Origin of the sequence: Acidisoma sp. S159, from assembly GCF_009766125.1 — a bacterium.
Lineage (GTDB): Bacteria > Pseudomonadota > Alphaproteobacteria > Acetobacterales > Acetobacteraceae > Acidisoma.
Genome location: NZ_LMUG01000079.1, coordinates 17,453 through 42,342 on the forward strand (window position 1 = coordinate 17,453; position 24,890 = coordinate 42,342).

25 protein-coding genes are annotated in these 24,890 nt (G+C 62.4%); 15 read left to right on the forward strand and 10 right to left on the reverse strand.

Going from position 1 to position 24,890, the window contains the following annotated elements; genetic code table 11:
• The first annotated feature begins 612 nt into the window (after positions 1 to 612).
• The 7 genes from GSQ92_RS26140 to GSQ92_RS26170 all read left to right on the forward strand — a co-directional run bounded on the left by GSQ92_RS26140 (position 613) and on the right by GSQ92_RS26170 (position 8,135).
• Positions 613 to 1,560, forward strand: coding sequence for a sugar-binding transcriptional regulator (locus tag GSQ92_RS26140; RefSeq protein ID WP_159014538.1), 948 nt, complete (start codon positions 613 to 615; stop codon positions 1,558 to 1,560).
• Positions 1,561 to 1,628: 68 nt separating this feature from the next.
• On the forward strand, positions 1,629 to 2,264 hold the full coding sequence (locus tag GSQ92_RS26145) for an SIS domain-containing protein (protein WP_216850125.1): 636 nt from the start codon (positions 1,629 to 1,631) through the stop codon (positions 2,262 to 2,264).
• Between the two features lie 5 nt (positions 2,265 to 2,269).
• Positions 2,270 to 3,724 (forward strand): xylulokinase, encoded by a 1,455-nt coding sequence (gene xylB / locus GSQ92_RS26150; protein ID WP_159014539.1) that lies wholly within the window; start codon positions 2,270 to 2,272, stop codon positions 3,722 to 3,724.
• Positions 3,721 to 4,770, forward strand: a complete 1,050-nt coding sequence (locus GSQ92_RS26155) for an ABC transporter permease (protein ID WP_216850128.1) — start codon at positions 3,721 to 3,723, stop codon at positions 4,768 to 4,770. Before xylB ends, GSQ92_RS26155 begins: the two co-directional genes overlap by 4 nt.
• Before the next feature lie 53 nt (positions 4,771 to 4,823).
• The gene (locus GSQ92_RS26160) at positions 4,824 to 5,840 is read left to right on the forward strand and encodes a substrate-binding domain-containing protein (protein ID WP_159014540.1); all 1,017 of its coding nucleotides are present in this window, start codon (positions 4,824 to 4,826) and stop codon (positions 5,838 to 5,840) included.
• A 14-nt stretch (positions 5,841 to 5,854) separates the two neighbouring features.
• Positions 5,855 to 7,387: a sugar ABC transporter ATP-binding protein gene (locus GSQ92_RS26165; RefSeq protein ID WP_158803327.1), complete on the forward strand. Its 1,533-nt coding sequence runs from the start codon at positions 5,855 to 5,857 to the stop codon at positions 7,385 to 7,387.
• Positions 7,388 to 7,412: 25 nt separating this feature from the next.
• Positions 7,413 to 8,135 carry an SDR family oxidoreductase gene (locus GSQ92_RS26170; RefSeq protein WP_216856976.1) on the forward strand — a complete coding sequence of 241 codons (723 nt, stop codon included), beginning with the start codon at positions 7,413 to 7,415 and terminating at the stop codon, positions 8,133 to 8,135.
• A 243-nt stretch (positions 8,136 to 8,378) separates the two neighbouring features.
• Here the strand turns inward: GSQ92_RS26170 and GSQ92_RS26175 are convergent, their stop codons facing one another.
• The 3 genes from GSQ92_RS26175 to GSQ92_RS26185 all read right to left on the reverse strand — a co-directional run bounded on the left by GSQ92_RS26175 (position 8,379) and on the right by GSQ92_RS26185 (position 11,253).
• Entirely contained in the window at positions 8,379 to 9,734 is a 1,356-nt protein-coding gene (locus GSQ92_RS26175; protein WP_174247845.1) for a phosphatase PAP2 family protein, read from the reverse strand.
• A 114-nt stretch (positions 9,735 to 9,848) separates the two neighbouring features.
• On the reverse strand, positions 9,849 to 10,643 hold the full coding sequence (locus tag GSQ92_RS26180) for an MOSC domain-containing protein (RefSeq protein ID WP_158803328.1): 795 nt from the start codon (positions 10,641 to 10,643) through the stop codon (positions 9,849 to 9,851).
• Positions 10,644 to 10,713: 70 nt separating this feature from the next.
• Positions 10,714 to 11,253, reverse strand: coding sequence for a MarR family winged helix-turn-helix transcriptional regulator (locus GSQ92_RS26185; protein ID WP_216856977.1), 540 nt, complete (start codon positions 11,251 to 11,253; stop codon positions 10,714 to 10,716).
• A 101-nt stretch (positions 11,254 to 11,354) separates the two neighbouring features.
• Between GSQ92_RS26185 and GSQ92_RS26190 the strand changes: the two genes are divergently transcribed.
• Positions 11,355 to 12,146 carry an SDR family oxidoreductase gene (locus GSQ92_RS26190; RefSeq protein WP_159014541.1) on the forward strand — a complete coding sequence of 264 codons (792 nt, stop codon included), beginning with the start codon at positions 11,355 to 11,357 and terminating at the stop codon, positions 12,144 to 12,146.
• Positions 12,147 to 12,226: 80 nt separating this feature from the next.
• Here GSQ92_RS26190 and GSQ92_RS26195 read toward each other — a convergent pair whose 3' ends face one another.
• Complete coding sequence (locus GSQ92_RS26195; RefSeq protein WP_159014542.1) at positions 12,227 to 13,063, reverse strand: helix-turn-helix transcriptional regulator; 837 nt, start codon at positions 13,061 to 13,063, stop codon at positions 12,227 to 12,229.
• A 96-nt stretch (positions 13,064 to 13,159) separates the two neighbouring features.
• On the opposite strand from GSQ92_RS26195, the gene GSQ92_RS26200 reads away from it, so the two are divergent.
• On the forward strand, positions 13,160 to 14,053 hold the full coding sequence (locus GSQ92_RS26200) for an SDR family oxidoreductase (RefSeq protein WP_159014543.1): 894 nt from the start codon (positions 13,160 to 13,162) through the stop codon (positions 14,051 to 14,053).
• 56 nt (positions 14,054 to 14,109) lie between these two features.
• Positions 14,110 to 14,826 (forward strand): glutathione S-transferase C-terminal domain-containing protein, encoded by a 717-nt coding sequence (locus GSQ92_RS26205; RefSeq protein WP_158803332.1) that lies wholly within the window; start codon positions 14,110 to 14,112, stop codon positions 14,824 to 14,826.
• A 98-nt stretch (positions 14,827 to 14,924) separates the two neighbouring features.
• Here GSQ92_RS26205 and GSQ92_RS26210 read toward each other — a convergent pair whose 3' ends face one another.
• Both GSQ92_RS26210 and GSQ92_RS29890 read right to left on the reverse strand, forming a co-directional pair.
• Positions 14,925 to 15,356, reverse strand: coding sequence for a cupin domain-containing protein (locus GSQ92_RS26210; protein WP_158803333.1), 432 nt, complete (start codon positions 15,354 to 15,356; stop codon positions 14,925 to 14,927).
• Between the two features lie 336 nt (positions 15,357 to 15,692).
• Complete coding sequence (locus GSQ92_RS29890) at positions 15,693 to 15,836, reverse strand: hypothetical protein (protein WP_174246658.1); 144 nt, start codon at positions 15,834 to 15,836, stop codon at positions 15,693 to 15,695.
• Positions 15,837 to 16,159: 323 nt separating this feature from the next.
• Here GSQ92_RS29890 and GSQ92_RS30480 point away from each other — a divergent pair, with 323 nt between their 5' ends.
• The 5 genes from GSQ92_RS30480 to GSQ92_RS26235 all read left to right on the forward strand — a co-directional run bounded on the left by GSQ92_RS30480 (position 16,160) and on the right by GSQ92_RS26235 (position 20,260).
• Complete coding sequence (locus GSQ92_RS30480; RefSeq protein WP_216850132.1) at positions 16,160 to 16,432, forward strand: hypothetical protein; 273 nt, start codon at positions 16,160 to 16,162, stop codon at positions 16,430 to 16,432.
• Between the two features lie 33 nt (positions 16,433 to 16,465).
• On the forward strand, positions 16,466 to 17,281 hold the full coding sequence (locus GSQ92_RS26220) for an SDR family NAD(P)-dependent oxidoreductase (RefSeq protein WP_158803334.1): 816 nt from the start codon (positions 16,466 to 16,468) through the stop codon (positions 17,279 to 17,281).
• Between the two features lie 224 nt (positions 17,282 to 17,505).
• The gene (locus GSQ92_RS26225; RefSeq protein WP_159014544.1) at positions 17,506 to 18,876 is read left to right on the forward strand and encodes a hypothetical protein; all 1,371 of its coding nucleotides are present in this window, start codon (positions 17,506 to 17,508) and stop codon (positions 18,874 to 18,876) included.
• A gap of 23 nt (positions 18,877 to 18,899) precedes the next feature.
• Entirely contained in the window at positions 18,900 to 19,436 is a 537-nt protein-coding gene (locus GSQ92_RS26230; RefSeq protein WP_159014545.1) for a hypothetical protein, read from the forward strand.
• 104 nt (positions 19,437 to 19,540) lie between these two features.
• The gene (locus GSQ92_RS26235; protein WP_158803482.1) at positions 19,541 to 20,260 is read left to right on the forward strand and encodes an SDR family NAD(P)-dependent oxidoreductase; all 720 of its coding nucleotides are present in this window, start codon (positions 19,541 to 19,543) and stop codon (positions 20,258 to 20,260) included.
• A 42-nt stretch (positions 20,261 to 20,302) separates the two neighbouring features.
• Here the strand turns inward: GSQ92_RS26235 and GSQ92_RS26240 are convergent, their stop codons facing one another.
• Genes GSQ92_RS26240 through GSQ92_RS26255 form a run of 4 tightly spaced genes read right to left on the reverse strand, consistent with a single transcriptional unit; the run spans position 20,303 to position 24,859 of the window.
• Positions 20,303 to 21,283, reverse strand: coding sequence for an ABC transporter permease (locus GSQ92_RS26240; RefSeq protein WP_159014546.1), 981 nt, complete (start codon positions 21,281 to 21,283; stop codon positions 20,303 to 20,305).
• Positions 21,280 to 22,221, reverse strand: a complete 942-nt coding sequence (locus tag GSQ92_RS26245; RefSeq protein ID WP_158803480.1) for an ABC transporter permease — start codon at positions 22,219 to 22,221, stop codon at positions 21,280 to 21,282. The genes GSQ92_RS26240 and GSQ92_RS26245 overlap by 4 nt, the downstream gene beginning before the upstream one ends.
• On the reverse strand, positions 22,218 to 23,729 hold the full coding sequence (locus tag GSQ92_RS26250) for a sugar ABC transporter ATP-binding protein (RefSeq protein ID WP_158803479.1): 1,512 nt from the start codon (positions 23,727 to 23,729) through the stop codon (positions 22,218 to 22,220). The genes GSQ92_RS26245 and GSQ92_RS26250 overlap by 4 nt, the downstream gene beginning before the upstream one ends.
• Positions 23,730 to 23,755: 26 nt before the next feature.
• Complete coding sequence (locus GSQ92_RS26255) at positions 23,756 to 24,859, reverse strand: ABC transporter substrate-binding protein (protein ID WP_158803478.1); 1,104 nt, start codon at positions 24,857 to 24,859, stop codon at positions 23,756 to 23,758.
• Positions 24,860 to 24,890: the final 31 nt, after the last annotated feature.

A 24,890-nucleotide genomic window follows, 5' to 3' on the forward strand; every position in this document is an offset into this window, starting at 1 on the left:
GCCCCCTGACGTTACTGGCAGGTATACCAGCCTATGTCCATGTATATGCCGTGCATCGGCATTCCAACCTATGGCAAGAACCGGATAGCTGGAGCCTGCTCCAGGTGTGGCTTCGAAGAGACATGACGTAGCAACTATCTCGGCGGCGCCTGCCTGTCCAACTTCCGCCACCGCTAAGACAAAAGTCAATGACAGACTACGAAACTTCATCGGACAAATACCTCTTCTGAAGTCTGGGCCTACTTGAAATCGTGGGCCGGAGAGATTGTGCGTCGCTGACCGGTTCGATCTAGAGAATCTGCCGAGTGTAACCCCCAGCAGAAGTTTCAGTAATATGAGGGGATCTTCGTTCGGCGCTACGGCAAACCGTCACTCGGATTGTGCAAAGTTACGAGCTTCAATCCTTCGGCAATTTTACGGTCGTTCGGTGCGTCTGTGGACCTGCCTTGGCCGACAAGCTCCGCGCCTATGCCGGCTGGCGGTTCCGCTTGATCTCAGCGACGCCCCTGGGCCAGAGCCGCGCAATGCATTCCGGACGGTCACCGCGGCCTTGACACGTCTCGCTCAGTCGAGCGCTGCTATTTGTCGAAACCATCGGAAGGATAGGCGCAAATGCCGCCGGGCCCGTTTGCTAGGCCGTTGATGACGACCGTTGCCCACCGCTATTTCATTGGCCGTCAAACCAAGCAGGGGATCGCGCAGAGCCTTGGCATTTCCCGTTTCAAGGTTGCCCGCCTGATCGACGAAGCGATTGAAACCGGCGTGGTTCGCTTCGTCATCGCGGATCAGGACGATTATGACGCCCCATTGGCCGAAGCCTTGGCCCAAAAATACCGGCTGCGGCACGCGGTTGTTGTGCGAACACCGAATTCCTCGCCCTCGGCTGTCACTGAGGCTCTGGGGCGCGCCGCCGCCGCGCTCCTGGAGGAGACCCTGGTGGATGGTCAGACCCTCGCGGTCGCCTGGGGACGGACGCTGGCAGCCTGCGCGGGCGCGCTGACCAAGCTACCGCTGATCGACGTCGTTCAGGCCATCGGCAGTCTTGCTGGCGCCGAATATGCTCAGAGTTCGGTCGAGCTCGTCCACCGGCTCGCGGCGCTCAGCCGTGGCACCGCCTATCCGCTCTACCTCCCCATGTGGTTCGAGGATCAGGCGCTGGCGGAACTGGTCAGAAGCGAACCGAACATCGCCCGTGCGACAGCTCGCTTTGCCCATATCGACATATTGGTCTCCGGAATCGGGGCCTGGAACCCACCGAATTCCACGCTGTTCAGCACATTGCCGCTTTCCTGGCAGGAGCAGGCGCAGGCAGCCGGAGCCTGTGCGGATCTCTGTACCGTGCTGGTTGACCCGAGCGGGCAAGCCGTTGCCACACCGCTTGCCGACAATGTCGTGGGGGTCAGTGCGGCACAGATCCGCGCCGTGCCAACGGTGATCGGGGTGGCCGGTGGCCTGGAAAAGACAGACGCCATTCGCGCGGTGCTGAACGGCGGATGGCTGACAACGCTGATCACAGACGCCACCGTCGCTCATCGGTTGATTGATCACCCGCTCAAATGAGCGGGCATCGCTCAATTGACATCCCCGCCTAGCCTGAATACGGTTGCGGAAATAAAAGCGCAGATGCCGTGTTGGAAACGTTGTCGGAATCCTCGGCTATCCTGACCGCCGCCCGCCGTGTGATCGCGGCCAACGCGGCGGCCGTCAGCGCCGCCGAAACGGCGCTGGGCGAGACCTTCGTGAATGTCTGCCGATTGCTGGCTTCGGGCTCCGGCAAGGTTCTCGTCACGGGCAGCGGCACCTCTGGCGCCATCGCCATCCGTGCGGCGCATCTTCTCTCCGTCGCGGGGACGCCCGCCTTCTACCTTGCGCCGGCGGACGGGCTGCATGGCGGTCTCGGCGTCTTGCGAGGCGAAGACAGCGTCATCGCGATCTCGAAAGGCGGCGGCTCAGCGGAATTGAACGAGTTCTGCCGCCGGGCGCGGCGTTTGGCCGGCTGCCTCATCGCGATCACTGCCTCGCCCGAGTCCGAACTCGCGGTTCTCGCGGATCACGTCTTGCCGCTCACCTTGCCGGCGGATGCGGATCTGGGAGCCATCATCGCAACCGGCAGTTCCCTCGCGGCTGCCGCCCTGCTGGATGCGATCACCGATGTCACCCGCATGATGCGGGGCTACCGATGGGACCAGGTGATCTACACCCATCCCGCAGGCGCGGTGGGCCGCGACGGCGCCAATCTGGCCAGCTCCGCGCAGTCCGAATAGCGCACGTGAACCGCCACCTCGTTGCGGGTATCGATACCTCCACACAATCCAGCACGGTCGTGATCCGGCGGCTTGAGGACGGTGCATTCATCGCCGAGGGCCGCGCGCCGCACCTGCCGACCACGCCGCCGCGCAGCGAGCAGGATCCGCGCGATTGGTGGCGAGCGCTGATGGCGGCTTTCGCACAGGTCGCGCCTCATCTGCCGTCCGTCGCGGCGATTTCTGTCGGCGGCCAGGGGCATGGCCTGGTTCTGCTCGATGCGGCGGACACGCCGATACGTCCCGCGAAACTGTGGAACGACACCGAATCCGCACCGGACGCTCTGGGCTTGCTGGAACGATTGCCGGCAGCCGATTGGGCGGGGCGCACCGGCTCAGTCCCCGCACCCGCCCTCACCGTCTCGAAACTCGCCTGGACCCGGCGCTGCCATCCAGAGGCGCTGGCGCGGGCGACTCGGGTGATGCTGCCGGCTGACTATCTCATCTATCGCCTCGGCGGCCGTGCGGTGACGGAGCGTGGCGGTTCTTCCGGCACCGGATATTTCAATCCGGTCGCTAATTGCTGGGACCCCGCCCTGGCCGATCTTGCCGCCCCCGGTCTCGACTGGGACCGGCTTTTGCCTGCGATCATCGACTCAGGCGCGGCGGCCGCTGAGATGCGGGCGCTCCCCGAATTGGAGGGTCTTGCAGGCGCCGTGGTGGGCGCTGGCAGCGGCGACAATATGACGGCGGCTCTGGGCCTCGGCATTCGGCCCGGCGACACCGTGATCTCGCTCGGGACCAGCGGCACCGTCTATACCGTGACAGACTCACAGGTGCGGGATGTTACAGGCGCCATCAACGGTTATGCCGATGCCACGGGCCGCTTCCTGCCCATGATCACTACGCTGAACGCCGCCAAGGTCACGGATTTCTTCCGCCGTCTGTTCGGTGTCGATGTGCAGCGCTTTGACGCTATGGCCCTCGCCGCCGAGCCGGGTGGCGGAGGGGTCGTCGTAGTGCCGTATCTGGATGGCGAGCGCACGCCGAATTTGCCCGATGCGCGCGGCCAGGTGTCGGGCCTGCGCAGCGACACCACACCCGGCCAGATCGGCCGCGCGGCGGTGGAGGGCGTGCTCTGCGGCTTGCTGGAGGGGCGCGATCTGCTGCGCGCCGCCGGTGCGCGGATGGATGGCCACCTTATCCTCACCGGCGGGGCCGCGAAGTCCCGCGCCTACCAGCAAATCCTCGCCGATCTCAGCGGCGAGGCGGTCTATCTCAGCCAATCTGTGGAAGCCGCCGCCGCAGGCGCGGCCGTGCAGGCCGTGGCGGCGCTGACCGGACGCAAGGTCGACGCGATTGCGCGGGACTGGGCGCCCGATCTGGTGCTGGCCGCGGAGCCACAGGCGGCTGTGGACGCCGTCGCTATTCGCGCGGCCTATCGCACGCTCGCCGCGCAGGTGAAGGCGGCGGCGGCATGATGAAGGAGGGACAGGCGGTGAGCAGCGTGACCGAAAAGCCAGTGGCCCGGAAACGTTGGAAGCTGCCCGACGAGACCGGCATCCTCGGCATGCTCATCGTCGTCTTCGTCATCTTCTGCGCCATGTCGCCCAATATGCGCACGCTGTCGAATGGGCTGGTGCTGCTTCTCAACGGCGCCGTGATCGGTCTTCTCGCCCTCGGCCAGACTTTCGTTTTGCTGATCGGCGGCATCGATCTTTCGACTGGCGCCAATATCGCCTTTATGGGCGTGCTGGTGTCCTTGCTGATGGCGCATGGCGTGTTCTGGCCGCTCGCGGTTCTGCTGACCTTGGCCGCCGGCACCCTGATGGGTGTCGTCAACGGCATCATCATCCAATATTTCCGAGTGCCGCCCTTCATCGTCACCTTTTCGACGATGGGCGTCATGTCCTCCCTCGCCCTCATCATCACGGGCGCGAATTCCATCTCAATCACCCAGCCGGGCTTCGCCTTCATCGGGCAAGGACTGGTGGGCGGTGTTCCGGTGCCGGTGCTGATCCTGGCGGCCATGGCGATCCTGGCCGGGCTGCTGCTGTCCAAGACCATTCTCGGCACGCATATCTACGCGACCGGCGGCAATCGGGAGGCGGCGCGGCTGGCCGGAGTCAATATCACCACGACCACGATCACGGTCTATGCGGTCAGCGGGCTCTGCGCGAGCCTGGGCGGCATCATCGACACCGGGCGGCTCATGGTTGGTTTCCCGACAACCGGCCTCGGCGACGAACTGTTCTTCTCGATCGCGGCGGCCGTCATCGGCGGCGTGAGCCTGTTCGGCGGCGTGGGCCGCGTGCAGGGCGCGATGATCGGCGCCGTACTCATCGCCGTCGTGAGCGACGGGATGAACGTGCTCAACGTCAGCAGCTATTGGCAGTCTCTCGTCATCGGCGTGATCGTGCTGATCGCGGTCATCTTCGATACCTACCGGCGGCGCAGCGCGGGCGTGCCGCTTTCGGAAACCCTGAGGTCCCTTCTGAGGACACACGGAATGCGCCGGACTGGCTAGGGCAAGGCGCGGCAAAGCTTGGCGTCAAAAACAAAAATGAGGAGATGCATGCGATGAAACACATACTGGCTCGGGCGGCGTCCACCGCCACGGCGAAACCCTGGATGACGACGGTATTGGCGGCCCCGACGATGGTGCTAGGGCTCGGCATCGGCGCGGCCGCCGCGCAGTCAAGCGCGATGCCCATCCCGGCGAGCTGCAAGGATGCGCAGCCGCTGATCGGCGTGGCGCTGCCCAATACCTCCAACCCCTATTACATTGCGATGCGGCAGAGCTTCATCGATCACGGCAAGGCTGCCGGCTTCAAGGTGGCGGTCTCCATCGCCGACAACAGCGACTCCCGTCAGCTCTCGCAGATCGACGGCTTCATCCAGCAGAAGGTCTGCGCCGTCGCCTTGAACGCGGTGGATTCCGGGCCGGGCGCCGCGATGGCCACCGCCCTGACCAAGGCAGGAATTCCCGTCTTCACCGTCAATGTCTCCGTCGCCCTCGATGACCTGAAGGCACAGGGCGGCCAGATCATGCAATATGTCGGCCCGGATCAGGTCGAGGGTGGCCGCGTGATGGGTGAGGCGACGCTGGCGGCTCTCGGCAAGACGAGCAAGATCGTCGCGGGCATCGTGGGTGATCCGCAGCAGCTTCCGACCAATCAGCGCGACGGCGGCTTCAAGGAAGCGCTCAAGGCCAATCCCAATGCGGAGGTCACCCGCGTGGTCAACGGCCTGGTGCAGCCCGATGTCAGCCTCAAGGTCGGCATGGAGATGCTCCAGGGCAATCCGGAGATGAACGTGATCTTCGCCGATACCGGGCCGGGTGCCGTGGGCGCCATCCAGGCCATCAAGGCGCTGGGCCGGGCCGACAAGGTCAGCCTCTTCGCCTTCTGTGCGGCCGATACCAAGCTCGAAGGCCCCTACAAGGGCTGCGCCGCGCAGCAGCCGGCAACCTATGCCGAGATCGTTGTGAAGAGCATCCGCGACTATGTCGACGGCAAGCCCGTGAAGCCCGAGATCCTGCTGCCCGTCGCTGTCTTCACCTATGGCCAGACCCCGCCACCCGGCGAGCTTGGCTAAGACCGCGAAAGGCCATGGCCGAGGAACGGCTCGTCGCGCAAGGCATCGTCAAGCGCTACGGCAGTGCGACCGTTCTGCATGGCGTGGCCTTAACGCTACGTTCCGGCGAGGTGCATGGCCTGGTTGGCCATAACGGCGCCGGCAAGTCCACCTTGCTCAAGGTGCTTGCCGGGGCCGTGGCGCCCGATGGCGGTACGATCCTGCTCGATGGCCGCCCGGTCTCCTTCGCAAGCCCGGCGGCCGCGACGGCCGCCGGCATCGCATGTGTTTTCCAGGAATTGTCGCTACTGGAAAATCTGACGGTCACGCAGAACCTGTTTCTCGCACGCGAGATCGCCAGCGCGGGCATTCTCGACAAGCAGGCGATGCGGGAGACGGCTCGGCGCGAGCTTGCCGCCAATGGCCTCAATCTCACCGGCGACGAGAAGGTCGCCAACCTGCCGGTGGCCCAGCGTCAGATGATCGAGATCATCGGCGCCCTGGCGCGCAATGCCCGTGTCATCCTGCTCGACGAACCCACCACGGCGCTGGAGCGCGGCCAGATCGACCGTTTGGTCGAGACACTGCGCCGCATCGCGCGGGAACGGGATGTCGCGATCGTCATCGTCGATCACAAGCTCGACGAAATCTTCGCTGTTTGCGACCACGTGACGGCGCTGATGGATGGGCGCGTCGTGCTGGACGCCCCCATCGCTACCGTGTCGCATGAGGCGGTGGTCGAATCCATCATCGGCCAGCAGGAGGCCGCGCGTCTGCAGGCCCAGGCACCCGCCGTGCATGCCACCGCCGCCGCGAAGCCGTCGCCGATTTTGACGGCGCGCGGCGTTGGAGCACCCCGCGGACTGCGCGATGTGAGCCTCGATCTCGCACCCGGCGAGGTGCTCGGCCTTTATGGTCTCGCCGGTTCCGGCCGTAGCCGGCTGCTGCGAACGCTCTATGGGCTGGAGCCCGTAGGGCATGGCACGATGCGCCTACGCGACAGGCCCTATCGTCCGCAGTCCCCGCGCGCCGCCATGCGCGAAGCCGTCGTCTTTGTCTCGGAGGAGCGCAAGGCGAACGGGTTCATTCCCGACTTCGACGCCATCCGAAATTGCACCCTGCCCGTGCTGCGACGCCATGCCTGGGGCGGCGTGATCCGCCGGCAGGAAGCGGAGCAGGAAGCCATCGGAGTGCTGGAACGGCTGCGCGTGCGTGGCGATATCCATGCGCCGATGTCCCGCCTGTCGGGCGGCAATCAACAGAAGGCCCTGCTTGCAAAGGCCGTGCTGCAGCGCCCGCAGGTGCTGCTGCTCGATGAGCCGACCAAGGGCATCGATGTCGGCACCAAGGCCGAGATCCATGCCTTCATTCGCAGTCTCGCGGCGCAGTCAGGTGTCGCCGTGCTGGTCGTCTCGACGGAGGAGGAGGAACTGCTCGCCGTCTGCGACGAGGTCATCATCATGCAGCGCGGTCGCTGCTCCGGGCGACGCCATGAGGCCGCCAGGCTCGACAGCACAACGCTGCGCCGCCTCGCCCTGGAAACCACGCCCGAACCCGTCTTGGCTTGACCGCCGCCCTTCAGGAGAGATCCGCATGAGCAAGCCTCTCATCATGGTCACCGGCGCCGGCACTGGCATTGGCGCCGCCACGGCACAGGCTTTCGTCGAGGCGGGCCATCCGCTGCTGCTGCTGGCTCGCCGCCGCGAGAAACTGGAAGCGCTCGCTCTGCCCAATGCCGTCTGCCGCAGCGTCGATGTCCGCGATCTTGCGGCCGTCGCCTTGGCGGTCGCCGAAGCCGAAGCGCTACATGGCCCGGTAGATGGCCTCATCAACAATGCGGGCATCGCGCCGCTCGCGCGGATCGAGGATCAGGATCCGGCCGAGTGGCGTGATCTGCTCGACATCAATTGCCTCGGCGTCATGAATTGCATGCATGTGGTGATGCCGGGGATGAAGGCGCGGCGGCACGGCACGATCATCAATGTGAGTTCGATCGCCGGTCGCAAATCCTACCCGTATCACGACGCCTACGGCGCCTCGAAAGCCTATGTCGACGCTCTAACCGAAGCCGCCCGCAGCAGCATGTCCGGCCATAACGTGCGGGTGATCGCGATCGTCCCCGGTCTGACCCGGAGCGAGATCGCGAGCACAATGCTCAACGAGGAAGCGCATGCCATCTGGGCGGCCCGTGGCGCCGATATCGGCGGCGGTATCGCGGCCGAACATGTCGCGCGGACCATGCTCTTTGCTTACCAGCTGCCGCAGGATGTGATCCTGCAGCAACTGACGATCACGCCAACGCGGCAGGAATTCTGATGCGGACTTTATGCCAATACTTCTGCTCGGACCGCTGGATGCGGCGCCCCTCCAAAGTTCCGCGACTGCGTCACGGCAAGAGGTGATAACCCAATATTGAATCGCGCCCATTCTACTACGTCATGCTCGGCGAAGGCCGAGCACCCACGTCTTCGCTTGCGCAGCTAAGGCAAGACGTCGATGGCACGCCCTCGCCTGCCATGACGGATCCTTTGGGCGCGATTCAAACAAAGACATCGCGCACTACTTGCTGGGCGCCGTCTCCGCCGCCCTGCCAGCCGCCGCATAGAGGTTTAGCCGCGAATACACTCCGAAGGCGGACCCGTCGTCCAGGAAACCGCCGCCTGGTCCCTCGGTTTCGGTCAGGATCTGATCGGCTTGTTCCAGCGTCAGCGACGGAAATGCCAACGTCAGAAGGTAGCCGGCTTCGGGCGCGGCCTTCCCGACGTCCTCCAGCACGTTCGCGTTCTTCGGATAAACGACAGGCAAATTATAGGTCTGGGTGACGGCGTAGAACGCCTCGTTCATTGCGGGATTGCTCAGTCGCCCGATATCCTCATTTGCACAGACCGAGACCGTGTTGCCGCATCCTGCCTGCAATGCTGTCGTTAAGTCATCGCGCGCGGCCTTCAGGGCAGCCTGATAGTCCTTTATTATCGTGGCCCCTTTCAGCGTGCGGCCTACATAGGCCGGATCATTGGCGAGCAGATGAGCGAGGTCATATGTTGCCAGGGTCCGGCCACCGAGGACGTCCATAGCGTAATGGGCGCCCATCAGAATTCGGTCATTTCCGTATTCTGACGCTCTCGCAATCATCTGCTGGAAGCGCTCTGGCACAAGCTCGGCCAGGACTAGGGATCCCGTGAATCCGTAGGTGGTATGGCCGCTCGGGAAGGATGGGCTGTTGACCAAATCCATGATCGGACCCTGGTTATAAACCAGGTTGTCGGCGGGAACGTTAAAGTAGTCGTATCCGACGATCGACAAGACAGTGTGCTCGGTTTGAAATGGCCGGGAGTCGCCGTAAGCATCCCCGCCGGGGCTCCCTCCGGGAAGGCCGTAGTTTGTTCCAAATGGGTCTGGCGAACCGCCGATACCCGTGAGGATGCCGATAGCCTCGCTGGACACGGGTTTCTTCCCGTCCGTGGTACCATTGGCGAAGAAGTATTTCCCCGAGTTCGAGTCGGCGCCCGTTGTGGCGTTCGCGTAGGCGATGAGGGCGGCGACCGCCGGGGACACGCTCGTATAGGTCAGGCGGTCGTCATAGTGCGCACGCGCCTGGTAGGCCGCACCAAGCGTGGTGCCAAGGCCGTCGGCGAGGTCAGCGAGATTCCCATCTGTGATGAAAGCATCCCGGAGCGCCTGCTGCTGCTGATCGGTAAACGGCAGCAGCGTCGGCTGCCGGATCTCCCCTGTCTGAATGCCGCCGGTTACAGTGTAATTGGCACCGAGCGCTGCCTTGCCTGCCGCGGTTTTAGCCAGGACCGTCAACGGCGCCAGGCCCTGCAGCGCCGCCATATTGGTCATGGTTTGTGCCTCCGCATGGAAGGACGCCAAAGCACCGACGACAACTAAACTCAAACCCAATTTGTCGAACATGGACCCTCCGTCATTCAGTCGGTGTGGCAACCATAGCTGCATCGCACGGCGTACGCGGGCACGCTACTCGCGATCGTCGATAGCCGAACAGTTAATCGACATCACTGGAAACCGCTAGCCGTCAGATCCCTGATCGTTTGGGAGGAATACCCGGTCGTTCAATGTCAGTATTCCATCTTCCATAATCTCCAGATAGATTCCCAGATCGGGATGGCCGAAATGGCGCATGATGGCCTTCGGCAAATGGGAGTCGCGTCCAGCTGTCATCGGATTGACGTCGATAGCCGCGCAACGTCGGGTACGAAGCGCGCCGCGAAATCTCACTGGACCGATGCAAATTTCTCGACCTTCCCAATCCAACTCCTCGGCGGCGTCAAGCCCATCTATATAGACATTCGCGCGAAAACGAAGCGGGTGAACCTCGTGCCCCACCCTCGCCTGCAGCAGCCGCACGGTTTCAAGATTGATAACCGAGATTGCCCGCATCATGGCAGGTGAAACCACGCTTATGTCAGTGAATTTATGCCCTATAGCATGGACAAGTTTGATTTGGCCGCGCGCATCCGCACCGGCATAATTTGTAAAGAAAGTTTCTGCTTGCGCCCGTCCGATCGCAGTTGACAGATCAAATTGACTTGATTCCCGACCCTTCTGAAGGATCGTCAGGATGGAAGTCACCGGATCGAGATGTGTGGACAAGGCTGCAAGTATCTCATTCGCACGCAGCATCAGGAACTTGCCCTTATCCAAGGGCTGCGGAGCTTCCGGAGAAAACTGGGTGGTACCGAGCGCTAATGCGTAGATCCTGTCATGAAGCACGCCGTGGTCTCGCGTGAGAGCCAGAACCGGCGTGGGCTCAGCCGATAGCCCTTTTACTGGGTAACGGTACAGCTGAGCTACTTGCATCATGATTCGGGCCCACCTCTCACTGGAGAAGGGTAGCCGAAAACCAGGCGGCTGATAACGTCCTTAGCAGCCGTCAGCCTGCGGTGCGAGGCGACTTCGCCTGGCCGGCCTTATACGCTTCGAGAAATGCTCTGGACGACACCTCGTCCGCAAGAGCCCGAAGCCTGGTCGCCGAATCATGTCCTAGGACTATTTCGGTGCGGCGGTTCGCGGCGGCCCACAAGGTAATGCCTTCCGCCAAGCGCTTCCTGCCCAGCGCCGTCAGCCACGCGTGTTTCGTCCGCTTGTCATAAGCATCCTGCCGAAGCTCGATCATGCCGTCACGCACCAGGGGGCGCAGCGCATAGGTCAGGGACGAGATACCGATCGCCAGACGCTCGGCAAGCGCCTGCAACGTCGGACCATTTGCCCCGCCGAGAACATCGGTCTGCACAAGCAAGCCAACCTGCGTGGCCTTGAGGCCTGTCGGCGACACAGCCTCGTCATAGAGATGGCCGAGCCGGCGGGCGGCGTGGCGGAGCGCGGTGTGGGTGCAGGCAAGTTCGCCCAACGCTTCGCTCAGATCGATGCCCGGCGCATCATGCTCCATGGTGAAATCATCTGGATCGCTCATGTCCCTAAAATAGTTGGGCACCGTAGCATTGACAAGAGGGTGGTCATGGCCACATAGTTGGGCGCCCAACCATTGAGTGCCAAATCTATCAGGAGTAGCCTATGCCCGACCGTAAAACTGCCGTTATTACCGGAGCGTCCTCCGGTATCGGCTCCATCTATGCCGACCGCCTCGCCAAACGTGGCTACGATCTTGTGCTGGTCGCCCGCCGTCTGGATCGCCTCGAAGGCTTGGCCGACAAGATCAAGAAGGCCTACGGCGTGAATGTGGAAGTGCTCCAGGCCGACCTCGAAAAGGACAGCGACGTCGCCAAGGTCGAGCACCTGCTATCCACCAACCCGGCCGTGCGAGTGCTGGTGAATAATGCCGGCCTGGCCCGCCTTAAGCCGCTCGAGCAGGCTCCGCTGCAGGATTCGCTGGCGCAGATCGCGTTGAACATCACGGCGCTGACGCGTCTCACCCACGCTGTTCTGCCCGCCTTCCGGAAGCTGAATGAGGGCGTGATCATCAACATCGCCTCGGTGCTCAGCATTCACGCTTGGTCCGCGAGCGCCGTCTACAGTGGCACCAAGGGCTTCGTGATGAACTTTACCCGTGGCCTTCAGGACGAATTCGCGAACACTGGCGTGAAGGTGCAACTGGTCAACCCGGCATCGACCGCCACAGAGATCTGGGACAACTCAGGAATACCGCTTTCGGCCCTCAACCAGGAGAGCGTCATGACCACGGAGAACATGGTCGATGCGTCTCTGGCGGGCTTCGACATGGGCGAGACGATCACCTGGCCGTCGGTTGCGGACGCGACCCTATGGGACAAATACGACGCGGCGCGCGCCGCGCTTTTTGCTGCCACCCAGACCGGCAAGCCGGCTCCGCGATACAACCTCGCCTGATTGCGCGAGGCGCATCTCGCATCGACGAGAACAGACAAACTTTGATCTTGTATCGGCTGCTGCTGATGGCAGCCGACGGTTCACGTTGATGCTGGCCGCGGATTGACGAGTGATCGGATACGGTCGGCGTCTGATGTCGTGACCGGATTATAAACGATCATGCCGAGGTCAGGACGACCATCGACGGCAAACGCGGAATACTCCAACGCGATCGAGCCTAGGATCGGATGGTTCAGCCGCTTGAGCCCCTCCCCGTGAACGTGAATATCATTGTCCTGCCACAGGGCTTCGAACTCGGGGCTGATCCTGCAAAGCTCGTCCACGAGCTGTCTGACTTCGGAAATGGCGCCGGCGCGTGCCGCATCCACCCTGAACGCTCCCACCACGAAACGGGCGACGCTGTCCCAATCATACTGCTTGTCTCGGATGCGGGGGTTGCCGAAGATGAGCCGCAGGATATTGCGCTCGCCCTCCGGGAGTTTGCCATAGTCGGTGAGCACTACGGCGGCGGCGCGATTCCAGGCGACGATATCCCAGGTGGCGGTCTTGACCAGGGCAGGACTGACCTCGAGCGCATCGAGCACCCGTTGTAAACGCGGCGTGACTCCTTCCGAGGCCTTGTAGCGGACCTCCGGCGGACGCCCGAGACCGAGCAAGAAGAGATGTTCGCGCTCGATGTCGGTCAACATCAGCGCAGAGGCGATCCGGTTCAACACCTCCGCCGACGGTGCGCCGCCGCGCCCTTGCTCCAGCCATGTATACCAGGTCGGGCTTATATTGGAGCGCTGCGCGACCTCCTCCCGTCGCAATCCCGACGTCCGTCTGCGGGCCGCGGAGAAACCCAAGGCCGCCGGGTCGAGGCGGGTGCGGCGATCCTTGAGGTAGGTCCCCAGCCGGTTATCAGTCTCGGTGGGCATGCTGATCCTATTGGTCATTATACCATGATAATGTCACTACTTTAACAGTAATCGGATTGGCGCGATATGGTTCTTCGAGACAATTGGAGATTTCCCATGCGCGTATTCGTCACCGGGGCGAACGGCTTTATCGGCTCCGCCATCGTTCCAGAACTTCTCAACGCGGGTCATCAGGTCCTCGGGTTGTCGCGGTCGGACGAGGGGGCCAGATCCCTCATCGCGGCCGGTGCCGAGGTGCACCGAGGTAATCTCGAAGATCCGGAAAGTCTGCGACGCGGCGCGGCCGAGGCAGATGGAGTGATCCACTGTGCCTTCGATCACGACTTCTCGCGGTTCGTGGCCAATTGCGAGAAAGACAGGCGCGCGATCGAGGCTCTCGGCGCGGCGCTCGCCGGATCGGACCGGCCTCTCGTTATCACCTCGGGGACCGGAATGGGAAACGACGTGCCGGGCCAGCCCGCGACCGAGGAAATCTTCAATACCAGGCACCCAAATCCCCGTGTCGCATCGGAACTGGCGGGAGCTTCGTTGTCGGCGGCCGGTGTCAACGTCTCGGTGATGCGGCTTCCCCAGGTTCACGACACGGTCAAACAGGGCCTCATAACGCCTGCGGTGGCTCTAGCCCGAGAGAAAGGCGTCTCGGCCTATATCGGTGACGGACTCAACCGCTGGCCGGCGGCGCATGTGCTCGATGTCGCCCGGCTCTACAGGCTTGCATTGGAGAAGCGGGAAGCGGGCGCCAGATATAACGCGGTCGCTGAGGAAGGCATTTCGGTCCGTGACATCGCGGAAGTCATCGGCCGAGGCTTGAAGGTGCCCGTGGTTTCCCTGTCTCCGGAGGAGGCCGCGGATCACTTTGGATGGCTTGCGGCCTTTGCCGGTCTGGACCTCCCGGCCTCAAGCGCGCAAACCCAGCAAAGACTCGGATGGCAGCCGACCGGCCCTGGGCTGATCGCCGATCTCAATGAAATGCGCTACTCTGACGTTTGAGCGTGTACACGCAATGACTTTACCTGTTCCTAGGCACGCGCTAGAATTTTGCTGTCATGATAACTCTTTACTCTTATCCGATGCTCTTCGGCACCGCCGACAACAACGGCTATGGGCTAAAGGTCTTCGCATTCATGCGGCTAGCGCGCCTGCCATTTGTGCATGAGCATATTTTCGATGCGTCGGCGGCGCCCCGCGGCCAACTCCCCTACATCGTAGATGACGGCGCCGTCGTTGGCGACAGTGAGAGCATTGTCGCCTATTTGATCAGCAAATATCATCTGACGATCGATGCGGCGCTGACCGCCCGTGAGCGTCGGCTTAACATCCTTCTCGCGCGCCTGCTCGACGATCTCTATTGGGTCATGTCCTATTCGCGCTGGAAGGACGAACGCTTCTGGCCATTGTTCCAGGCGGCACTTCTCCGCGAGCATCCAAGCCTGACCGAGGCCGGGTTAGCCAAGGCGCGCGAGTTCAACGCGCAGCGCTATCATTTCCAGGGCATCGGCCGATATACGCCAGATGCCGCCTATGCGCGCGGGCTCGCCGATCTCGATGTGGTCGACGATATCGTTTCATCCGGCGCTTATGTGCACGGCGCGGTTCCCACAAGTGCGGACGCCGGCATTTACGGCTTCATCGCCAATATCCATTTCTATGACATTGAGACGCCCTTGAAACAGATGGTTTCCTCCCGGGCCAACCTCGTGCGGCACTGTCTGGCGATCCATGAAACCGTGACGCAAGAACCACCAGGCCCTCATCGGCGGTAAAGCCGCAGTGCTGAGCCGCCAGCCGCTGGCGAAGTGTGAGCGCAGCCTTTCTCATTTCGCAAACGCCTAGCCGGTATAACGTCAGGCGTTGAGTCCCTTCAGCCGGTCTGGCCGGCCAGACTCTCCAGTTCGGGCAACAACACGACACTCTCCTGCTCGTTTGGATCGGTGCGCGCGATCAGCGCGGTCGCGGGCTCGGTGCTCGGATTGTAGGGCAGATGGGGAACCCCGGCCGGAATGTAAAAGAAGTCGCCGGGTGCAACAACCGAATGATGCTCGAGTTTGGCGCCATGCCACACATGCGAGGTTCCAGTCAGGGCATATATGGCGGTTTCATGCGCCTCATGCATATGCGCCTTCGCGCGGGCGCCCGGGGGAAGGGTCACCATCTGCAGGTGTATTGCCTTGGCTTCCACCGTCTCGGCCGAGATGCCAACGGCGTAGGTCAACCCCTGCTTGCCTACAAAGGTTGCTCCAGCGCGCACTTGCCGGCACTCGGCCAGTTTGGGGGGATGGTTGATATCGTTCATATTGCACCTCGAATATGGGATTGAAGATGCGCTGCCGGGCTCAGTCAACCAAAAGCAGCCACCCTCCGGCGGCGGCCACTATTGTGAGCCGGTATCCTAGCCGGGGCTAGTCTATGACCGCATGAGAGTCCGCAACAGCGCGACCGGGCGGCTTCTTGAAGACGATCAGTAGCGGAATCACCGCGAGCGTCGCGATCAGCGACAGTCGGTAGTCGTCGACATAAGCGATAATCTCGGCTTGACGTGTAACGACGGCATCGAGCGCGGTCCGGCCGCCGGCCGTGATTGGCCTCCAGAAATCGGGTCGGATAGGAGGTCAGCACCCAGTCGATCTGGTCATGGCTCGACGAGACACTCCCCTGCATGTAAGGCGAGGACATTGGCGATGCTCGTATCGAGCGCCTGCTTAAGGGTGGCCAGGATCACGCAGACGGTAATCGCCGCCCGGTTCATGCCATCTGGCGGATTCTCCACTGGCATGGCGGACGTCCCTTAGCTGAACAAGTCGGGTGTTCACGGCCGCCATCTCGTGGGTGGATCCGAGAGGCGCGTCCTGATCTTTCGATTTCAGGATCATAACATAAGTTATTATCACCTGCGTTACTACTGGTTTACATCCTGTGCACGCATGGCTGGTCGCCGCCCTATTGACGCGGCCAGGGGCGGGCCATCTCCTTGGAAGTCCACCGCCGAACGTTGCGCCTGGCTCGCCAATATCTAATGTATCGATCGAGGTGCGATCGAAGTTCGCCCCCGTAGCGTCAAGCCGAGCCCGCCGTTTCTCAACTCACTGGAGATAGAGCATGACGACCCCATCCAATCGTATTCGTCATTTGGCCCGCGCCGCTGTCGCCGTCGCGTTTCTGGGCGGCACTGGGTTTGGCCTCTCGGCGTGCAACACGTTTCACGGTGCGAAGAAGGACCTCTCTAATGCCGGGACAACGACCGGAAACGCTGCCGACACCGCGGGGACGGCAGTGGGGAGTGCCGCTCACACGGCCGTGAAGGCTACGGGCAATGCTGTCGACAGTGCCGGCAATGCAATCAGCAATACGGCAAACAGCGTCACACAATAGGCTTCCGGCAGCGGCAACCCGAAGAGAGGAATTATGCCAACAAAGATCAACGCCACTACAGAGCCGGTATCCGTTCCGCCGAATTCGCGACTTAGCGGAAAACGGGCACTCGTTACCGGAGGATCGGACGGCATCGGTCTTGCCATCGCGGAAGCCTTTGCCCGCGAGGGCGCCGAGCTCTATCTGGTTGGTCGCAGCACCGAGAGGCTGGCACGAGCTCAGAAGTACCTCGAAGGCGCCGAGGTGAAAATCATAGCAGTCGACCTCAGCACGGATGCCGGAATTGATTCTGTTGTGCGCCAGATAGGCGAATTCGAAAAGCCTCTGGATATTGTTGTGAACAATGCCGCGGTAGCGTACTTTTCACCGTTCGACTCGGTCACAATTGATCAGTTTCAGCATTCCTTCGCTTTGAACGTTGCAGCTCCCTACTTCCTGACGCAGCGTCTATTACCTTTTCTTACGCAGCCTGGGGGATCAGTGATCAACATCTCATCTTATTTCGCCGACAAGATGATTCCCAATCGGCCGTCGACCCTCTATTCGCTTTCGAAGGGCGCGATTAATTCGCTGACCAAATCCCTCGCCTACGAGCTTGGCAAGCGGGGTATCCGTGTCAACGCTATTGCGCCCGGCACTGTAGACACCGCGATGCGGCGAGCCTCGATCGAGAACTTGCCTGCGGAAGCTCAAGCTGAGCTTCAGCGTTTCGTCGATCGCAGCTACCCGCTGGGTCGTATCGGACAAGTTTCCGACATCGGGGGCATCGCGGTCTATCTCGCAAGCAACGAGGCGTCCTGGACCTCCGGTGGAATTTTTTCGATCAACGGCGGCCTGACGGCCGGATGAATCCGAGGTCGGCTTTTTGATTTCTTGTCTCCCGTATGTTTTCGGGACGAAAGCCTCGAAGCTGGGAGGGATCAGCGAGGTAGTCCTGATTGAGGCACCTCAAGCAGTCTAGAGGTCGGTTGACTACATTGGCTCCACGGGCTCGTATTCGGCCGCAGCAAAAGATTGCTGGTTTGGGTTTACCCCGGTAACGTCTAGCTCAAATCACGGGAGGCGCGGGAAACGTGTCCAATCCGCAGCAGGAAACTGCCGACATTCCACTCTACTTTGTCGACGAGAATGGGACTTACAAGATCGGCATAGAAATCAGCCTGGACGGAGGCAAAGACTACCAACTCTACGAATTGGACACGGGCGGTAAAGGCTTCTGGGTCGCCCCGGATGCCGCTTGGGGAAGCTTCTCCCCGTCGGGCGGCGCTCCGATCTACAATAGCTACGGCAGCGACATCGCCTATACCGGGAACGCCGGCCAAGCCAACATCACCTTCCTGACGGTTAACGGAAGCGCCCTCTCAGCCGATGCCACCGTCGCGCAAATCACCGTCCAGACCGGAACAGGCGGCGGCTGGAATCAAAACGCCGTCGCCGCTGGCGCACCGCCTCAATACGGCAACTTCTACGGCGACTTTGGCGCATCGCTGGCTATCAAGGACGGTTTGTCATCGGTCCTCGAGCAGTTCGGCGGCGCGTATTCGAACGGTTTCATCGTATCACTGAACAGCCTCGCAAGCCTCGGGCCAATCACGAGCGGCGTGCTGTACTCGATCGGCGACCTACAAATCGGGTTGACGGCCGTGCAGATCGCAGCGACAGCGAAGGATCCCCAGATACTGATCCAAGCAAGTTCCTTGAACGGCGCAGCAGGACAGGTCGCCGAAGGCACGCTTACGGTCAGCGACGGCACTACCGCGACCTCCTACGATACCGGCATAGTATTGGATACAGGCGCGCCGCAAACCAATATTCATTACGGGACGGCCTTCGAATACGGCGCACTCGAGCAGTTCTTCCAGGCGGGGGTTGTCCCCGACAATGCGAGCTTCACGCTCACCGCTGATGGACCGAATGGCAGTACGCAGCTTGTTCGGTTAAGCGAGCAAACCTCGCCACCCAATCTTACAGGCGATGGAGCGAGCTACGTTAACAGCGGCCTCAACGCGTTTCTCGGCCACAGCGTTACCTTCGATGTCGTCGACGGTGTCATTGTCGTCACGCCATTTACCGCGTCACCCGCCAGCCCCGCGCCGACGCCAAACGGCACACTGATCGTCGCTGGAGCGGCTTCCGATGTGGCCGTGCCCGCTGGATATCAGACCGTCTACGACAGCGTGGGCAGTGACACGGTGACGGGTGGTGGCGATAGCCTGAACGTCTATCTAGCACCTGACCTGCAAACGGGGACGGACTTCTACAGCGGCTCAGGGAACGACCTGATCGTCGCTGGAGGTGCCGATACCATTTCCGCTGGCTCCGGCGGCACGACGGTCGTGGGGAACGCGAGCAACACGATCATAGCGAGCTCCGGCCCGACTCTTGTCAATAACCAGCAAGGCGCAGACTTTTCTTCCGCGGAGGGTCTGGGGCGGTCTCAGTAACCGGCGGAACGGGCAGCTCCACAATGTTTGGAGGCACCGGCTCGGCCCCCACCTTTCTTGCCGGCGGGGTGGGCAATGCCACATTACATGGCGGATCCGGCGACGGAGCTTCCACAATAGGCGGGGGCAACAACCTTTTGGCCTTCGCGGCGGGAACCGGCTCCACGACGCTGATCGCCGGCATAGGAGTCTCGGTTCTAGACGGGAAAACCGGCGTCGGGCCCGAAGTCTTCAGCACCAGCCCGCTCGGCGCCAGGGGCACGGATCTGATCGGGCTGAATAACGCAGCAGACACGGTCATCGGCGGGACTGGCAGCGCGACAGTAGTCGGAGGGGCCGGTCCGGATACCTACGTCTTCCTCGCCGGGCACGCAGGGGGCATGGAGGTAATCCTAGGGATGAAAGAGGGCGACCAAATCGACTTCGGCGGCTATGATTCCGATCCGATAGCGTCGGAGCACTTGTCGAATGGCAGCGACCAAATCACATTGACCGACGGCACGATGATTGCGCTGGTCGGACTGGGGCAAAAGCTATTCGAATCCGCTCCGGGCCTGTAGCTGGTCGGACATGGCAATGCCTGCGGCACCCGAACAACGCCACCCCCGCGCTTACAACGCCTATACTCGGCAGTTGCCCGCGCCACCGATCGATAGGAAAGCAGATGCCGCCTGATTTTAGCGTTGCCGGCAAGCATGTTCTCATCACCGGGGGTACCGGCGGCATCGGCGGTGCCTTCGCCCGTGCTTTCCAGGAGGCGGGTGCGACGGTGATTGTTGCCGACCTCAAGGCACCCGCCCCGGGCACCCTGCCGGACGCGATACGCTTTGAGCCGCTTGACGTATGCAGCGATGAGGCGGTGGAAGCGCTGGCGGCGCGGGTAGAGCGGCTGGACGTGTTGATCCATTGCGCCGGCCGGCTCGTCCGCTGGGAGGAATACAAGCCGACCGTCTTCATGTCGATTCTGGACGTGCATCTGGTCGGCAATTTGCGCCTGGCCAATGCGTTCCGCGGCCATCTGAAAGCGACGCGCGGCTGCCTGATCAACATCGCCTCTATGTATTCTTATTTCGGCGCGGCCCATGTGCCGGCCTATAGCGCGGCCAAGACCGCCATCGTGTCCTTGACGAAGTCCCTCGCGATCGGTTTTGCCGAGGACCATATCCGCGTCAACGCCATAGCGCCCGGCTGGATCAAAACTGAAATCAGCCGCGGCGGGCGGGAGGATCCAACCTTCAATAGCAAGGTGGTGGCGCGGCTTCCGAATGGCGAATGGGCTGAGCCCGAGGAACTCGCGGGTACCGCGCTTTTCCTGGCCTCGGCTGCCTCGAACCTGATCAACGGCGTCACCATTCCAGTGGACGGTGGCTATGTCGCGAGCTGACCTCGACCTTGGCTGGATCGCTGCGGGGACCAAGCCGAAAAGCTAAAGGCCCCCACCCCGCGTTGCGCGACTCTGCGCAAGCACCGCCGCGGCCAGGATACCACCCTGCACGATGAGCTGCGTGCTGTAGGACAGGCCGAGGAAGCGCAGCAGGCTCACCAGCAGCCCCAGGAATAGCGCCGCCGCCGCGCCGCCGGAGACGGAGCCGATGCCGCCAACCAACGTCGTGCCCCCGATCACCGCCGCCGCCACGGAGTTCAGGTTGAAGTCGTTACCGGCCGAGAGGCTCCCGATCCCGATATAGCCCGCGACCACCAGTCCCGCCGCCGCCGCTGTCAGCCCTGAGACGACATAGGCGAGGATGATGGTTCGGTCGATGGCGATACCCGACAGCCGGGCTGTTCGCGGATTGGCCCCTGTCGCGAAGAGCGCGCGCCCGAAGGTTGTGCGGTTGAGGACAAGGTAGCCGAGCAACACAATCACCAGCGCCACAATCACCGGCAAGGGAATGCCGAGCGCATAGCCATTCCCCAGGGTTTTGAGGCTCGGCGAGATCGAACCCTTGGGCGCGCCCGCGCAATAAACATAGGCCGTGCCTTGAAGGATTCCGTATGTCCCCAGCGTGCCGATCAATGGCTGGATACGCAGCTTCGTCACCAAAAATCCATTGAACAAACCTACTGCCAGGCCGGTGCCGAGACACAGTAGGACCACCGGCACGGTGTAGGTGTTCTGGCCGTTCAGCAGATCGGCCGCGACCACCGTTATCAGCGTCATCACCATGCCGTTCGACAGATCGATGCCGCCGGCAGTGATGACGAAAACCTGGCCCACCGTCACGATCGCGAGGCTCGCCACTTGACGCGCGACATCGAGCAGATGGTTCGCCGTGAGGAAACCCGGCGCGCAAACGCCCGCCACCGCCAGCACCACCACGATCGCCGCCCATACAGCGACCTGCGATCGGGCGTGGCCGTAGCCGCCGAGGCGGGTGCGTCCGATTGCACCAAGCACCGCCTTCATGTCCTGCGGGCCCTCCGTCTCAGGAAATCGAGGGACAGTGCCGCAATCAGGATGGCGCCTTTGACGATCCATTGCAGGAAGGGCGACATGCCGCGCAGGTTCAGCAGCGTATTGATGAGCGTGAGCAGCACGCCCGCGACCAGGGCCCCGACACCGCTGATGACTCCTCCCACCAGGCTGGTGCCGCCCAGCACCGCGGCGGTGATTGAATCGAGACTGTAGGGCGTGCCGATCAGCGGATCGCCTGAGCTGACGCGCGAGGCCAGCAGCAGCCCCGCGCAACTCGCGAGACCACCGGAGATGACATAGACCAGTGCCTTGAGTCGCAATACCGGCAGCCCCGACATACGCGCACTCGCCTCATTGCCGCCGACGGCGATGAGGCTGATGCCCAGCGGCGTGCGGCGGATCGCCCAAGCCAGCAGCAGCACCAGCACGACGAGGACGATTGTCACGACCGGCACCCTGCCCCAGGTGATACGGCTAATCTGAGCCAACCCTTGCGTAACCTCGCCGCCGGGTTGTTTCATGATGTCGAGTGTGACGCCCTGCAAGGCAATGCCGACCGCCAGAGTGATGATGAAGGCGCTCACCCGCGCATAGGCGACCAGCAGGCCATTCAGCAGTCCCACCGCCATGCCCGCCAGGACGCAGAATATCATGATCGGGATTGCCAGACCCGGCGACCGCTGCATGAGCAGCGCGGCAATGACGTTCGAGAGGCTGATCACCGACCCCACCGAGAGATCGACGCCGCCGGTCAGCATCACAAGCGCCTGGCCGACCGCGACAACGATCAATGGATTAGCCGATGTCAGGATGTTCTTGATCGCGCGCGGGCTGATCAAAGCAGGCTCGACGATGATCGCAAGGATGATCAGGAAGACGAGCAACAGGGCGTTCCCGCCACTGCCCAGGAACCGCCGCAGCAGGCTCATCCCGTCGCCCGCATCGCGTCACGATCCTGCGTCGCGGCCCGCATGACCATCTCCTCGGTCGCCACCGCGCCTTCAAACTCGGCCACCACCGCGCCATGCGCCATGACCAGGATGCGGTCGCTCATGCCGAGGATCTCCGGCAACTCGCCCGATGTCATCAGGATGCCGACACCTTGGCGCGCGAGGTCGCGCATGATGTTGTAGATCTCGCGCTTGGCACCGACATCCACGCCGCGCGTTGGCTCCGCCATGACAAGCAGGCGCGGCGCGATGCCCAGCACTTTCGCGAGCACGAGCTTCTGCTGGTTGCCGCCTGACAGGTCGAGCGCCTGTTGGGCCGGAGAGGCAAGCCGGATGCGCAGCATCTCAACCATCTTCGCAACAAATCGCCGCTCGGCCGGTGTGTCAACGAACAACCCGGCCCGTCGCCGCAGGGACAGGCTTTCCATCGCCATATTCTCGGCGCAGGAGCGCACGATGGCGAGACCTTCGCCTTTACGGTCGTCCGGAATGAAGCCGATGCCGGCGGCGATGGCTTTGGCCGGCGATGACAGGTCGAGGCGCCGGCCCTCCAGGAAAACCTCGCCATGATCAAGCGGCAACACGCCGCAAAGGGCACGGGCCAATTCGCGCTGGCCTTGCCCTTCCAGCCCGGCCAGGCCGACGATCTCGCCGCGCCGGACCTCGATCCGATCGACGTCGAGACTTCGTCCATGCCGCAGGCCGGTCGCCGTAAGAATCACCTCGCCATTGGAGGTTTCGCGCGGTGGGTAATAGCCGTTGAGTTCGCGGCCGATCATCATTCGCACCAGGCTATCGCGATCCACCTCGCCGATTAGATGCGTACCGACATGCCGACCATCCTTCAGCACGCTCACGCTATCGGCCAGAGAGAAAATCTCGGACATGCGATGGGAGATATAGAGGACGCAGACGCCATCATCGCGCAGGCCGCGGATGATGGCGAAGAGTGCCGCTATTTCGGCATCGTTGAGCGCCGCGGTCGGTTCATCCATCACCAGCACGCGCAGGTCGCGTGATAGCGCCTTGGCAATCTCAACGGTTTGCTGCTCAGCGACATTGAGTTCGCCGACCGGTCGTCCCGGATCGATGTCAACCCCGAGCCGTGTCAGCAGCGCCTGCGTCCGCTCGCGCAGCGATCGCTGCTCGATCTTGCCGAGACGGCTTGGCAGTTGGCCGAGAAAGATATTCTCGGCCACGCTGAGATGGGGCACCAGGTTGAATTCCTGGTAGATCGCGACAATGCCAGCCTGCAGGCAGCGGGCTGGCGGCAGCCCGTCGATGCGGGCGCCCTCCAGCGTGATCTCGCCGCTATCCGCGGCGTAGACCCCGCAGAGCATCTTGATGAGCGTCGATTTCCCGGCGCCATTTTCCCCGAGGATCGCTCGCACATGCCCGCGCGGCACGCTGAGCGACACATCATCCACGGCCCGAACTCCCCGGAAGGACTTCGAGACCGCGCGGATGTCGAGGAAGCCGTCAGCCATGCCGAAGCCGGTCGGCTGCTGAAAGCCTAGCTGCCGCATTTGTAGAGTTTGGTGACTTCGTCATGCGTCATCTTCGTATTGGCCCAGACGTCGTCCGGGCAATCCTTCCGGACATATTGGTCGACATTCGCATCGGTGATGGTCGGGATCGGCAATTCCTTCCACTTCTGGATCGTGCCGCCCGCGAGGCATTGCGTCAGCAGCCCGAGCGCCGCGCTGCTCTGCCAGGTGGGATCGTCCGGCGCTATGGCTGAGAAGCCTTTCGACTTGTTGTCCGACCAGGTCTTGAGGAACCCATTATACCCCTCACCCGGCATCGGCACGAGCGGGCGCTTCGCCGCCAGCAGCGCGTCGATCGCGCCCTGGGACATCGCGCCGCCCTGCGAATAGACGCCATCGATCTTCGGATAGGCGGAGATCAGATCCTCCATCGCCGCCTTGCCCTTGTCGTAAGCCCAAGCCCCGGGCTGACGGGCGAGAACCTTGATGCCCGGTCCCATGGCGTCGATCGCCCCTTGTGAGCGTAGATCGTTCACGGCCGTTCCAGGGATGCCATCCAGCATGACAATCTGGCCCTTGCCGTTCAGCTTTTCTTTCAGCCACGCGCCGCCGATCGCACCGAACTTGTATTCATCGGCCCAAACAATGCCGGTGAATTTGTTGCTGTTAACACGATCGTTGAAGAGGACTGTCGGCACCTTATCGTCGGTCGCATCCTGAAGCGGTCCGTTCAAACCGTCCGGCGTCAGGGGCGTGATGAGCAGCCCGTCAACATTGCGCGTGAGCAGATCCTCGATATCCGAGACCTGCTTGGCGATATTGCCGTCCGCATTGGTGATCACGAGACCTTTAATGCGACTGTCCTTCGCCGCCGCCGCCTTGAGTTCGGCGATCATCTGGACGCGCCAGGAGTTGGTCAGGCCATAGTTGGACACGCCGATGGTCCAGGGCGGCGGCTTTGCAAGACCGATCGCCTTGCAATCGACCGACGCATCGGTCCAGCCTTTCGGCTTGCTGTTGGCTGAATCGGCCGCGAAGGCCGGCGAGATCGGCGCCAGGCTCGTCGCGGCAACGAAAGCCACGGTGCTAAGTGAGGCGGCGGCGGTTTTGAGAGTTTGGCGCAAACGCATGGTCGTTACTCCTCTTTCTTATTTGTTTTTT

What these genes read in the sequence shown, in the direction of transcription:
- GSQ92_RS26210 (WP_158803333.1), bottom strand. Translation starts at nt 15,356, where the DNA reads ATGAACGATATCAACCATCCCCCCAAACTGGCCGAGTGCCGGCAAGTG.
- GSQ92_RS26185 (WP_216856977.1), bottom strand. Translation starts at nt 11,253, where the DNA reads ATGAGCGATCCAGATGATTTCACCATGGAGCATGATGCGCCGGGCATC.
- GSQ92_RS26255 (WP_158803478.1), bottom strand. Translation starts at nt 24,859, where the DNA reads ATGCGTTTGCGCCAAACTCTCAAAACCGCCGCCGCCTCACTTAGCACC.
- GSQ92_RS26240 (WP_159014546.1), bottom strand. Translation starts at nt 21,283, where the DNA reads ATGAAGGCGGTGCTTGGTGCAATCGGACGCACCCGCCTCGGCGGCTAC.
- GSQ92_RS26250 (WP_158803479.1), bottom strand. Translation starts at nt 23,729, where the DNA reads ATGGCTGACGGCTTCCTCGACATCCGCGCGGTCTCGAAGTCCTTCCGG.
- GSQ92_RS26140 (WP_159014538.1), top strand. Translation starts at nt 613, where the DNA reads ATGCCGCCGGGCCCGTTTGCTAGGCCGTTGATGACGACCGTTGCCCAC.
- GSQ92_RS26175 (WP_174247845.1), bottom strand. Translation starts at nt 9,734, where the DNA reads ATGTTCGACAAATTGGGTTTGAGTTTAGTTGTCGTCGGTGCTTTGGCG.
- GSQ92_RS26195 (WP_159014542.1), bottom strand. Translation starts at nt 13,063, where the DNA reads ATGCCCACCGAGACTGATAACCGGCTGGGGACCTACCTCAAGGATCGC.
- GSQ92_RS26190 (WP_159014541.1), top strand. Translation starts at nt 11,355, where the DNA reads ATGCCCGACCGTAAAACTGCCGTTATTACCGGAGCGTCCTCCGGTATC.
- GSQ92_RS29890 (WP_174246658.1), bottom strand. Translation starts at nt 15,836, where the DNA reads ATGCCAGTGGAGAATCCGCCAGATGGCATGAACCGGGCGGCGATTACC.
- GSQ92_RS26165 (WP_158803327.1), top strand. Translation starts at nt 5,855, where the DNA reads ATGGCCGAGGAACGGCTCGTCGCGCAAGGCATCGTCAAGCGCTACGGC.
- GSQ92_RS26160 (WP_159014540.1), top strand. Translation starts at nt 4,824, where the DNA reads ATGAAACACATACTGGCTCGGGCGGCGTCCACCGCCACGGCGAAACCC.
- GSQ92_RS30480 (WP_216850132.1), top strand. Translation starts at nt 16,160, where the DNA reads ATGACGACCCCATCCAATCGTATTCGTCATTTGGCCCGCGCCGCTGTC.
- GSQ92_RS26205 (WP_158803332.1), top strand. Translation starts at nt 14,110, where the DNA reads ATGATAACTCTTTACTCTTATCCGATGCTCTTCGGCACCGCCGACAAC.
- GSQ92_RS26235 (WP_158803482.1), top strand. Translation starts at nt 19,541, where the DNA reads ATGCCGCCTGATTTTAGCGTTGCCGGCAAGCATGTTCTCATCACCGGG.
- GSQ92_RS26230 (WP_159014545.1), top strand. Translation starts at nt 18,900, where the DNA reads ATGTTTGGAGGCACCGGCTCGGCCCCCACCTTTCTTGCCGGCGGGGTG.
- GSQ92_RS26245 (WP_158803480.1), bottom strand. Translation starts at nt 22,221, where the DNA reads ATGAGCCTGCTGCGGCGGTTCCTGGGCAGTGGCGGGAACGCCCTGTTG.
- GSQ92_RS26155 (WP_216850128.1), top strand. Translation starts at nt 3,721, where the DNA reads ATGATGAAGGAGGGACAGGCGGTGAGCAGCGTGACCGAAAAGCCAGTG.
- GSQ92_RS26170 (WP_216856976.1), top strand. Translation starts at nt 7,413, where the DNA reads ATGAGCAAGCCTCTCATCATGGTCACCGGCGCCGGCACTGGCATTGGC.
- GSQ92_RS26200 (WP_159014543.1), top strand. Translation starts at nt 13,160, where the DNA reads ATGCGCGTATTCGTCACCGGGGCGAACGGCTTTATCGGCTCCGCCATC.
- GSQ92_RS26180 (WP_158803328.1), bottom strand. Translation starts at nt 10,643, where the DNA reads ATGATGCAAGTAGCTCAGCTGTACCGTTACCCAGTAAAAGGGCTATCG.
- GSQ92_RS26220 (WP_158803334.1), top strand. Translation starts at nt 16,466, where the DNA reads ATGCCAACAAAGATCAACGCCACTACAGAGCCGGTATCCGTTCCGCCG.